General features: G+C 73.4%; 6 protein-coding genes. 4 read left to right on the top strand and 2 right to left on the bottom strand.

Features of this window, described 5'->3' with window-relative positions; all coding sequences use genetic code 11:
• Nucleotides 1–114 precede the first annotated feature (114 nt).
• From ABZ117_RS33180 to ABZ117_RS33165, 4 genes are all read left to right on the top strand, one after another.
• A complete protein-coding gene (locus ABZ117_RS33180) occupies nt 115–5,415 on the top strand; it encodes an amino acid adenylation domain-containing protein (RefSeq protein WP_356826336.1) in 5,301 nt (1,766 codons plus the stop codon).
• A 98-nt stretch (nt 5,416–5,513) separates the two neighbouring features.
• Nucleotides 5,514–7,064 carry an MFS transporter gene (locus ABZ117_RS33175; RefSeq protein ID WP_356826334.1) on the top strand — a complete coding sequence of 517 codons (1,551 nt, stop codon included), beginning with the start codon at nt 5,514–5,516 and terminating at the stop codon, nt 7,062–7,064.
• Nucleotides 7,061–8,143, top strand: coding sequence for an NAD(P)/FAD-dependent oxidoreductase (locus ABZ117_RS33170; RefSeq protein WP_356826332.1), 1,083 nt, complete (start codon nt 7,061–7,063; stop codon nt 8,141–8,143). The genes ABZ117_RS33175 and ABZ117_RS33170 overlap by 4 nt, the downstream gene beginning before the upstream one ends.
• Nucleotides 8,140–8,574 (top strand): hypothetical protein, encoded by a 435-nt coding sequence (locus ABZ117_RS33165; RefSeq protein WP_356826330.1) that lies wholly within the window; start codon nt 8,140–8,142, stop codon nt 8,572–8,574. The genes ABZ117_RS33170 and ABZ117_RS33165 overlap by 4 nt, the downstream gene beginning before the upstream one ends.
• A gap of 93 nt (nt 8,575–8,667) precedes the next feature.
• On the opposite strand, the gene ABZ117_RS33160 is transcribed toward ABZ117_RS33165, so the two are convergent.
• A complete protein-coding gene (locus tag ABZ117_RS33160) occupies nt 8,668–10,326 on the bottom strand; it encodes a long-chain fatty acid--CoA ligase (RefSeq protein WP_356826328.1) in 1,659 nt (552 codons plus the stop codon).
• Nucleotides 10,327–10,483: 157 nt separating this feature from the next.
• A complete protein-coding gene (locus ABZ117_RS33155; protein WP_356826326.1) occupies nt 10,484–11,005 on the bottom strand; it encodes a hypothetical protein in 522 nt (173 codons plus the stop codon).
• Between the last annotated feature and the right edge of the window lie 83 nt (nt 11,006–11,088).

Here is an 11,088-nt window from a genome sequence, read left to right as displayed (position 1 = left end):
ACCATCGACTGGCCCACCCTCCTCACCCCCTACAACACCCACCCCACCGAACTACCCCCCTACCCCTTCCAACACCAGCACTACTGGCTCACCCCGGATCCTGCGGTCGTCACGGTGAGTGGGCCGCGTCCGGAGGGGCGGCCGGTGCAGCCGGTGCGGTTGCTGGGCGTGCGGCTGCCGTCGCCGCTGGCGCAGGCGCAGTTCGCCGCCCGGCTCGACCCGGCGGCGCATCCCTGCCTGGGCGACATCGTGGTCGGCGGACGGCCGGTGGTCGGTGCCGGGGTGTTCCTGGCGTCGGCGATCGAGGCGGTCACCGAACTGGCCGGGCCGGGGCCGGTGTCCGTCGAGGGTCTGGAGCTGCCGCTCGATCTGGTGCTCGCCCCGGCCGGCGCCGACCCGTCGGCGATCACCGAACGCGCCGTCCAGCTCGTCGTGGACGACGGGGCGTTCCGGTACTACGCGCAGGATGCGGCCGGTGGTTGGCAGCTGCACGCGGAGGGGCAGGTCCGCTCGGGCGCGCCGGCCGCGCCGACGGTGGCGCTCGCGGTGGTGGAGTCGGGCCGGGAGCTGACCGGGGACGAGTTGTACCGGTTGCTGTGGCAGCGTGCGTTGTATCTGGGCTCGGCCGTCCGCTGGGTGGAGCGGATCAGGCTCGGCCGGGACGAGGCCACGGCCGCGATCCGGGCCGCCGTGTCGGGTGAGGCGGAGCCCTATCTGCTGCACCCGGGTCTGGTCGACGCGATGTTCCACACCGCACTGGCCTGCTTCCCCGTGGGCGGACCGGCCCTCGTGCCGGTGGGCCTGGACCGCTTCGTCCACTACCGCCGCGGTGGCCCCGAGGACGGGCTGCGCTGTCATGCGGAACTGTTCGACGGTGGCGCCCGGGCGCGTATCCGGCTCGTCGCGGGAGACGGGCGGCTGGTGGCCGAGGCCGACGGTGTGCGGTTCGCTCCGGCCGCTACCCGGCCCGGCGCGGAACCCGCGGCCGTACCCACGTCCGTGGTGGTGCCTGGGCCGCACGCACAGACCGTGAACCTGACGGCCTCCGCCCCCGACCCGGCGGACGTGGCCGAAGAAGTACCCGCCCTCACGCCCGAGACGGTGCGGGCGTTCGTGGCACGGACCGTGGCGCAGGCGCTGGGTATGGAGGCGGCCCGGTTCGACGGGCGCCAGCCGTTGCAGGCGCTCGGTCTCGATTCACTGATCGCGATGAAGATCCGGCTGGCCCTGAGCCGGCGGTTCGACGTCCTGCTGCCGATGACGGCGTTCCTCAACGGCCGCGGCGGCGACGACATCGCCGACGACATCCTCTGCGCCCTCGGCACCGCGGCCGAAGCCGAGGACGACCCTGAAGCCGAGGGCAACCCCGAAGCCGGGAGTGCTCAGGAAACCGACGGTGACGCGGCAGCCGGGCAGGCCGCCGCGGACACCGGCACCGAGTCCCGGGCCGAGGACGCGGAGCGTTACGAGCCGTTCGGGCTCACCGACCTTCAGCAGGCCTACCTCGTCGGCCGTGGTGACGTCTTCGAACTGGGCGGCACCTCCACCTACTTCCAGATCGAGATCGACCTGGAGAACGTGGACACCGACCGTCTCGCCGCCTCCTTCCGGGCGATGATCGAACGGCACGACATGCTGCGGGCGGTCTTCACGGCCGAGGGTGAGCAGCGTGTGCTGCGGGACGTTCCGGCGTACGTGATCCGGGAGAACGACGTCCGGGCGCTGGATCCGGGCGGGCGCGAGGCCGCGTTGACCGCCGTCCACGAGGAGATGCGGCGGCAGGTGTTCGACACCGCCCGCTGGCCGCTGTTCGACGTGCGGGTGACCCGGATCGACGACCGGGTGGTCCGGCTGCACGCCGGCTTCGATGCCCTGATCATCGACGGTTTCAGCACGTCGATCCTGTTCAAGGAGTGGGCCGCGCACTACCGCGGTGAGACGCTGCCCGAGCTGCGGCTGCGCTACCGGGACTACGTCCGGCAGGCCCGTGCCCTGGAGAGCGGGCCCGAGTACGACCGGGCACTGGCCTACTGGCGGGACCGGCTCGACACGTTGCCGCCGGCGCCGCAACTGCCGCTGGCGGTCGATCCGTCGAGCCTGGACCGGCCGGTGTTCAGCCACCGGGGAGCGACCCTGTCGAGCCGGGACTGGTCCCGGTTCAAGCGGCACGCGGCGGCGGCGGGCGTCAGCGCGTCCGCGGCCTTGTGCACCGCGTACTCGCAGGTCATCGCGGCGTGGAGCGCCACCCCCGACTTCTCGCTGAACCTGCTGTTCTTCAACCGTCTGCCGCTGCACCCGCAGGTCGGTGACGTCATCGGCAACTTCTCCACCACCGTGCTGCTGGAGATCCACGACGCGGCCACCGAGGCGTTCGCCGGCCGGGCCGAAGAGGTGCAGCGCCGGCTGTGGAGCGACATGGAGCACAGCCAGGTCAGCGGGGTGCAGGTGCTCAGGGAACTGAACCGGGCCAGGGGCGGATCGGTGCGGGCCGCCGCGCCGGTCGTCTTCACCAGCCTGGTGAACTTCGCCGGTCAGCAGGACACCGAGCGGCGGGGTGTCGTGCAGTATCTGGCCGGGATCGGGGAGAACGGCCGCCAGGTCAGCAGCTCGGTCCGCACCCCGCAGGTGTGGCTGGACCACCAGGCGGTGGAGGAGGCCGGTGAACTGGTCCTGAACTGGGACGTGATCGAGGAGCTGTTCCCCGCGGGCTGTGTCGACGCCATGTTCGCCGCCTATCTGCGCTTGCTGGACGACCTGTCGCGGGACCCGGGGGCCTGGCAGCGGCCCGTGCCGGTTCTCGTCCCGGCGGCCGATCTCGACGTGCGGGACGCGGCCAACGCCACCGACGGGCCCGTACCGGACGGGCTGTTGCACGACGGGGTCCTCGCACAGGCCGCGTCGCGGCCGGACGAACCCGCGGTGATCACGCCGGCGCTGACACTGACGTACGCCGGTCTCGACCGCCGGTCCAACCAGGTGGGGCACCGGCTGCGCGCCCAGGGAGCCGGTCCCGGCGACCTGGTGGCCATCGTGATGGACAAGGGCTGGGAGCAGGTCGTCGCCGCGCTCGGCATCCTGCGGGCGGGGGCGGCGTACGTCCCGATCGACGCCGGCGTGCCCGCCGAACGGCTGCGGGTGCTGCTGGAGAGCGCCGGGATCAGCCGTGTCGTCACCCAGCCGTGGGTGGAGGACACCGCCGTGTGGCCGCAGGGCGTGGCCAGGACCGTGGTGCGGGCCGACGACGAGGGTGACGACCGGCCGCTCGGCCCGTGCGGCGCCGGACCCGCCGACCTCGCCTACGTGATCTTCACCTCGGGCTCCACCGGGCTGCCGAAGGGTGTGATGATCGAGCACGGGGCGGCCCTGAACACGGTGGTCGACGTCAACGAGCGCTACCGCGTCACCGCGGCGGACCGGGCGCTGGGGCTGTCCGCGCTCAACTTCGACCTGTCGGTCTACGACGTCTTCGGGCTGCTGTCGGTGGGCGGCGCGCTCGTCCTGCCCGAGCCGTCCGCGCACCGCGAACCGGCCCGCTGGGCGGAACTCGTCGCCGAGCACCGGGTGACCGTGTGGAACAGCGTGCCGGCGCTGATGGAGATGTTCACCGAGCACGCCCTCGCGAACGGGCTGACCGGGCTGCCGGTACGGCTGGTGATGATGAGCGGGGACTGGATCCCGGTGACGCTGCCCGGCCGGATCCGGCTGCTGCTGCCGGACGCCGAGCAGTGGAGCCTCGGCGGCGCCACCGAGGCGTCCATCTGGTCGATCTGCCAGCCGATCGGGCAGGTCGGGGAGGACTGGGTGAGCATTCCCTACGGCAGGGCGATGCGCAACCAGCGCTTCCACGTCCTCGACGGCGCGATGCGGCCCTGCCCGGTGTGGGTGCCCGGTGACCTCTACATCGCCGGTGTCGGTCTGGCCCGCGGGTACCTGAACGACGAGGCGAAGACCCGGGCCGCCTTCGTGCACCACCCGGTCACCGGTGAACGGCTGTACCGCACCGGTGACCTGGGGCGCTTCCTGCCGGACGGCACCATCGAGTTCCTCGGCCGGCAGGACTGCCAGGTGAAGATCCAGGGGTACCGCATCGAGCTGGGCGAGGTGGAGGCCGCCCTCACCCAGTGCGAGGGGGTGCGGGCCGCGGCGGTCGTCGCGGCGGGCGAACAGCACGGTCCCAAGCGGCTGATCGCCTACGTCGTCCTCGACGACGGACGGACGGACACCGAGGCCGGGATCACCGAGGCGCTGCGCCGCGCGGTGCCCCGCTATCTGGTGCCGCAGCGGATCCTCGTCCTGGACGAACTGCCGCTGAGCGACAACGGGAAGATCCTGCGGGCGGCGCTGCCCGCACCGGACGAGGTGGCCGCCGAAGGCACCGGCTTCGTCGCGCCCCGCGACGACGTGGAGCGCCGGCTGGCGGAGATCTGGGCGGAGTTCTTCGGCCTGGCCGAGGTCGGGGTGACCGCCGGTTTCTTCGAACTCGGCGGTGACTCGCTGCTCGCGGTACGGCTGATGGCCAGGATCGCCCGCGGTCTGGGCCGCAGCCTGCCGCTGTCCACCCTCTTCGCGCGGCCGACCATCGAACTGCTCGCCCAGGCGGTCCGGGAGGCCGGCAGCGGCGACGATGGCCGCACGGCACTGGTGCCGGTGCGCACCACCGGCTCGCGGCCCCCGCTGATCTTCGTGCACCCGGTCGGCGGTGACGTGCTCTGCTACGCGGAACTCGCCGGACTCCTCGGTGAGGACCAGCCGTTCTACGCGCTCCAGTCGCCGGACGTGCAACTGCTCAGTGTCGAGGACATGGCCGCGCACTACGCGGCGGCGGTCCGCGAGGCGCTGCCCGAGGGCCCGTACCGGCTGGGGGGCTGGTCGATGGGCGGGGTGATCGCCCTGGAGACGGCCGCCCAGCTCACCGCGGCGGGCGCCGAGGTGGACCTGCTGGCCGTGGTGGATCTCCTGGAGCCGCCCGGGCCGGCCGAGGGCGCGCCCGTCACCGACGAGGTGCTGCTGACCTGGTTCGCCCGGGACCTGGCGGGACTGGCCGGCGTGGACTGGGAGCTGCCGCCCGAGGCGTTCGACGGCCGCCCGCCCGTGCAGGTGCTGCACAGCGAGGCGTGCGCGGCGGGGGCGTTGTCGGACGACGTCGACCTCGCCACGCTGAGCCGTATTTTCGCCCGGTTCCGGACCAACTACCGTGCCTTGCTTCGCCATTCGCCCCGCGGTTTCGCGGGACGGGTGCTGGCGCTGCGGGCCGCGGACGGCGGTGCGACGGCGGAGACCGCGTCGCGCTGGATGGCGTACTTCCCCGGTGACGCCGGCCTCGTCGACGTTCCGGGTGACCACTACACGGTGATGCGCGGCGAGGGGCTGCGCGTCCTGGCCGGCGAACTGCGCCGGGCACTCGACGCCAACTGACCGGCCGGCCGGGCCGTCTCACCGGCGGCCCGGCCGGTCCGCCCCGGACGGGACCTGCGGGTCCGGCGGGTCCGGTCCAAGGAGTGAGGACAACCGACATGCGAACTGATCGGGCCGCCGACCCCAAACGGTGGCTGATACTGGGCGCGATGGCGTTGATGATGTTCATCGCGACCATCGACAACACGGTGATGACCGTGGGCCTGTCGTCGATCCAGAGCGGACTGGGCGAGTCCAACGCCCAGTTGCAGTGGTCGATGGACGCCTACACGCTCACCTTCGCCGCGCTGCTGTTCACGGCGGGCATCCTGGGTGACCGGTTCGGCCGGCGGCGGGTGCTGCTGGCCGGCCTCGTGGTCTTCCTCGGCGCGTCCCTCGCCGGCGCGTGGGCGTCCAGCCCGGCCGAACTCATCGGATGGCGGGCCGTGATGGGGGTCGGCGCCTCCGTCGTGCCGGGCTGCACGATGGCGGTCATCGCGAGCGTGTTCCCCGACGGGGAGCGGGCCCGGGCCATCGGCTACTGGTCGATGTCGGCCGGGATCGGCATCGCGGCCGGGCCGGTCGTCGGCGGCGCGCTGCTGTCCACCTTCTGGTGGGGGACGCTGCTGCTGGTCAACGTGCCCTTCGCGGTCGTCGCGCTGGCGATGGTCGGCGTGCTGGTGCCGGCGAACCGTGGCTCGGGGGCTCCCCGGGTGGACGTCACCGGGGTGCTGCTGTCGGTCGCCGGTGTCGGCGCCCTCGTCTACGGAGTGATCGAGGGCGGTGAGGAGAGCAGTTGGCTGGAGGGGGTCGTGCTCGGCCCGGTCCTGCTGGGTCTGGTCCTGCTCACCGTGATGATGGTGGCCGCCCGCCGCAAGGACCAGCCCGCGTTCGACCCGTCGCTGTTCACCGACCGGCGGTTCGCGATCGGCGCGGCGGCGCTGGCCGCCTCGTTCTTCGTCGCGACCGGGGCGACGTACATCCTCTCCTTCTACCTCCAGCAGCTGCGGGACTTCACGCCCGTGCAGGCCGGGCTGCTGACGCTGCCACTCGCGGTCGGCTCGACCGTGTCCGGTGCCGCCGCCACCCGGCTGATCGCCCGCTGGGGCCCCGCGGTCGCCCTCGGCGGCAGCGGGCTGCTGATGGCCGCCTGCTGTGTCTTCTACGCGGTGGTGGACGCCGCCACCCCGGTCTGGGTCTTCGAGGCCGTGCACGCGCTGTTCGGGCTGGGTTTCGGGGCGACGTTCGCGGTGGGCATGGCGGCGACGATGTCCGCGGTGCGGCCCGCGAAGGCCGGCGCCGGGTCCGCCGTCGCCAACACGGTGCGGCACCTGGGTACGGCCTTCGGTGTCGCGGTGCTCGGCTCCGTCCTGGGGTCGGTCTACCGGCACGCGCTGGGCGGTGCGGCCGGGGCGCTGCCCGCCGGGGCGCGGACGTCCCTCGGCGGCACCCTGCGGGCGGTCGTGCACGCTCCGCCGGGCCTGCGCGGGGCCGTGGTGGGCGAAGCCGACAGCGCGTTCCTGACCGGGCTGCACGCCGCGATGTGGGTCGCGGCCGTGGTGTGTGCCGCCGCCTCCACCGTCGTCCTGGCCGCTCTGCGCGGCGGTCCCGCCCCGGCCCGCCCGGTCGGCGGCCGCCGCCCGCGCGCGGTCGCCGGGGAGACCCGGTGAGCGCGCTGCCGGCCACCGTGCCGGTCGCCGTCGTCGGGGCGGGCCAGTCCGGGCTCGCCGTGGGGTACTACCTGCGGCAGGCCGGCGTGCCCTGCGTGCTGCTCGACGCCGGGAGCGCGGTCGGCGAGACCTGGCAGCGGCGGTGGGAGTCGCTGAGGCTGTTCACGTCCGCGCGGTTCTCCGCGCTGCCGGGTCTGCCCTTCCCCGGCCCCGGTGCGCGTTACCCCGGCAAGGACGAGGTCGCCGCGTATCTGCGGGATTACGCGCGGCGGTTCGAGCTTGCGGTGGTGCCCGGCCACCGGGTGCTGGCCCTGCGCCGGGACGGCGAGGGCTATCTGCTGACCACCGCGCACGGTGACTGCCGGGCCGGCCAGGTCGTCATCGCGACCGGCGCGTTCGGCACCCCGCGGATCCCGGAGTTCGCCGCCGCGCTCGCCCCGGACGTCCGGTCCCTGCACACCGGTGACTACCACGGCCCCGCGCAGGTCCCGCCGGGCACGGTCGTGATCGTCGGGGACGGCAACTCCGGGCGGCAGATAGCCGTGGAGCTGGCCGGCACCCACCGGGTGGTGCTCAGCTGCGGGGACACCGTCTCACCGGCGCTGCCGCAGACCGTCGTCGGGCGGGACATGTTCTGGTGGATGAGCGTCCTCGGCGTGATGAGCATGCCGGTGAGCATGCGGGCACCGGATCCGGTCGTCGGCGACCGGGTGCCCGCGCTGGTCGCGGACGGCCGTATCCGGACGGTGGGCCGGATCACCGCGGCCCGGGGCGCCGAGCTGCTGGTGGCGGACGGTGAGCGCCTCAGGCCGTCCGCGGTGATCTGGGCGACCGGCTACCGCACCGACTGGAGCTGGCTCGACCCGGCGATGCTCGACGAGACCGGGCAGCCCCGGCACACGGAGGGCGTGGGCGCGCTGCCCGGCAGCTACTACCTGGGCCTGTACCGGATGCGCACCCGCGGATCGGCGCTGCTCGGCTTCGTCGGACGGGACGCCGAACGCATCGCGGCCGCGACGGTCACCGCCGCCCGCGGCACTCCGGCCACTTCCCCCGCTGCGAAAGGCGAGCCCGCATGACCACGGTCACCGTCACCGAACTCGACGTCCTGGGAGCGCTGCTGGCGTTCGACTTCATCGGTTTCGCGCAGAAGTCCACGGCCCTGGATCCCGCCGCCCCGCGCTACGGGCAGGCGGTCGGCGCCGCGTTCGCGCTGGCGGTCCGCCGCCGGTTCCCGCACGGCGCGGCACCGGAGGAGATCAGCGGCTACGTCGCCGGCGTGCTCGGCTCGCTGGAGGCCGGCGCGGAGGACTTCACCCCGGCGTTCCTCGAAGGCCTGGTCACCGAGGGGCTGTACGGCGGGGAGGCGTCCGGCGGGGGGCGCGTGGACCCCGAGACGGTACTCCAGGCCCGGCTGCTGCTGACCTTCCGGCTGGTGCGGGAACTGGGTCTGGAACCGGACGGACAGCGGGAGTTGCTGGCCGAGGCGGCCCGACGGGTGTCCACCTGAGGCGTGCCGGGGTGAGCGGCCGGGCGGCCGGGGTTCCTCCTGTGCCCCGGCCGCTGTGGTGCCCCGGGGACGGCAGGGGCACCGCAGCGGCGCTCACCGCGCGGACGGCGGACCGGGAACCTGCGGTGCGGCCGAGACCCGCAGGGCGCCGTCCGCGTACATCGCGCGCACCGACCGCTTGTCGTACTTGCCGACGCTGGTCTTGGGCACCGCGTCCATGAACGACCACCGTTCCGGGACCCACCAGCGGGCCACCCGCCCGGCGAGGAACTCCCGCAGCTCATCGACGCCGACATCGGCGCCCGGCAGCAACGACACACAGGCCAGCGGGCGTTCCTCCCAGCGTGGGTCGGGGACACCGACGACGACGGCCTCCAGCACCGCGGGGTGCTCGATGATCGCGTTCTCCAGCTCGATGGTGGAGATCCACTCGCCGCCGCTCTTGATGCCGTCCTTGAGCCGGTCGCTGACCACCACCCAGCCACCCGGCTCGATCACTCCCAGGTCGCCGGTGCGCAGCCAGCCGTCGTGGAACTTCTCGGCGGAGTCGGCGGTGTTGTAGTAGGAGCCGGTCACCCAGGGCCCGCGCAGTTCCAGTTCGCCCACCGACGTGCCGTCCCAAGGCTGTTCGGTGCCGTCCTCCGCGATCAGCCGCACCTCGACGCAGGGCATCAGCCGGCCGCTCTTGGCGAGCCAGTCGACCTCCTCCTCGTCGGGGGTGCCGTGCGGCGGGACGGCGAAGGTGGCCAGCGGGCTGGTCTCGGTCAGGCCCCAGCCCTGCTTCAGCCGGACGCCGTAGCGGTCCTTCAGCTGCTGGAGGAGGGCGCGCGGCGGGGTGGCACCGCCGCAGCCGGCGAGCCGTACGCCGCTCAGGTCCAGCGGGTGCTGCTCACCGTGGCGCACCAGGCTGTTCCAGATCGTGCAGATCGCCGCCACCCCGGTGGGCCGCTCCTCGTTGATGATCCGGGCCAGCTCCGGGGGGTGCAGCAGCCGCCCGTTCATGATCAGGTCGGCGCCCGCCAGCCAGGCCGCGTACGGCCAGCCCCAGGCGTTGGCGTGGAACATGGGCACGATCGGCAGGATCCGGTCGCCGTCGTGCATCGCGAAACCGGCGCCGGACGACACACCGAGTGTGTGCAGGAAGATCGACCGGTGGCTGTAGGCGACGCCCTTGGGATGGCCGGTGGTGCCGGTCGTGTAGCAGAGCGCCGCCGCCTCCCGCTCGTCCAGGTCGGGCCAGGCGAAGCCGGGCCGCTCGGCCGCCAGCAGCTCGTCCCAGCGGTGCACGGCGATGTGCCGGGGCAGGTCCGGCTTGGGCGCGTCGCCGATGACGACGATGTCGCGGACGCCGCCCAGCCGGTCCCGCAGCGGGGCGAGTGTCTCCAGCAGGGTCGCGTCGACCAGGAGGACGGCGTCCTCGGCGTGCTCGACGATATAGCCCAACTGGTCGGGGTGCAGCCGGAGGTTGAGGGTGTGCAGCACCGCGCCCATGCTCGGTACGGCGAAGTACGCCACGAGGTGCTCGGGGGTGTTCCAGGCCAGCGTGGCCACGCGCTCACCGGGGCGCACGCCCAGCCGGTGCAGCGCCGCGGCGAGCCGCTCGGCCTGGCCGGCGATGCCGGCGAAGGACTGCGAGGAACGGGCGGCCGGTCCGTCGGCACAGCGCACGACCCGGCTGTCCGCGTAGACGCGCTGCCCGTGGCCGAGGATGTCGCGGACGAGCAGTGGACGGTCCTGCATCGTGCTCTTCATGGCGGCCCCTCGCAGGTGCGCGGTCGGGAGGTGTTCCGGCGTCGTACCACGGCTGTCGTCCGGGAGGCCCGGACGACAGGCCGGGGCCGCGCCGGGAACCCTGACGGCGGGCGGCGGGCCGGTGGCGTCACCCGCCGCCCGCCGCCTTCGTTCGCCGCTAGTAGAGGGTGCCGTGCAGGCTCGTGGAGACGTGCGAGGTGTCGTTGAGGTCGACCACGGAGTTCATCCGTCCGCCGCCGGTGGCGGACGCGTACGCGCCGGTGCCGCTGATGATCCAGTAGGTGCCGGACGGGTGGACGACGGGGGCCTCCGTGAGCGGCGCGGTGAGGTGGTAGCCGAGGGTGATCCGGTCGCCGTCACCGGTGCCGATGACCGCCGTCCCGTTGATGTCGTACTGGCCGGGAAGGCTCAGCGTGCAGGCCTTCTCCTGGTCCTGCCATGTGCCGTTGCCGCCGATCGGGGTGCCGGCGGCGCGCCCTCGCGCGCTCACGTCGAAACCCCCGCAGGTCGCGGTGTCCGGGTCCGCGACGACGGTCGCCGCGAAGTGCGCGGTGATGTTCATGTCGTGACCGTGCTGGTCGGCGGCGTGCGTGGCACCGGCCGTGTACCCGGCCAGCAGCAGCGCCGCGGCCGTCGCACCGGTGGAACGCGCCAGCCATTGACGGACAGCTTTCCTCAAGACGTCCTCCGTCTGTCATGAACAGTCAGGTCTGGGTTCGGCAGGCCGCACCGGGCCGGTCGGTGTCGACCGGCCGTGGCCTG

Source organism: Streptomyces sp. NPDC006309 (genome assembly GCF_040613095.1).
GTDB lineage: Bacteria > Actinomycetota > Actinomycetes > Streptomycetales > Streptomycetaceae > Streptomyces.
Note: the sequence above shows the minus strand (reverse complement) of the source record. Positions and strands in the feature narration are given on the sequence as shown.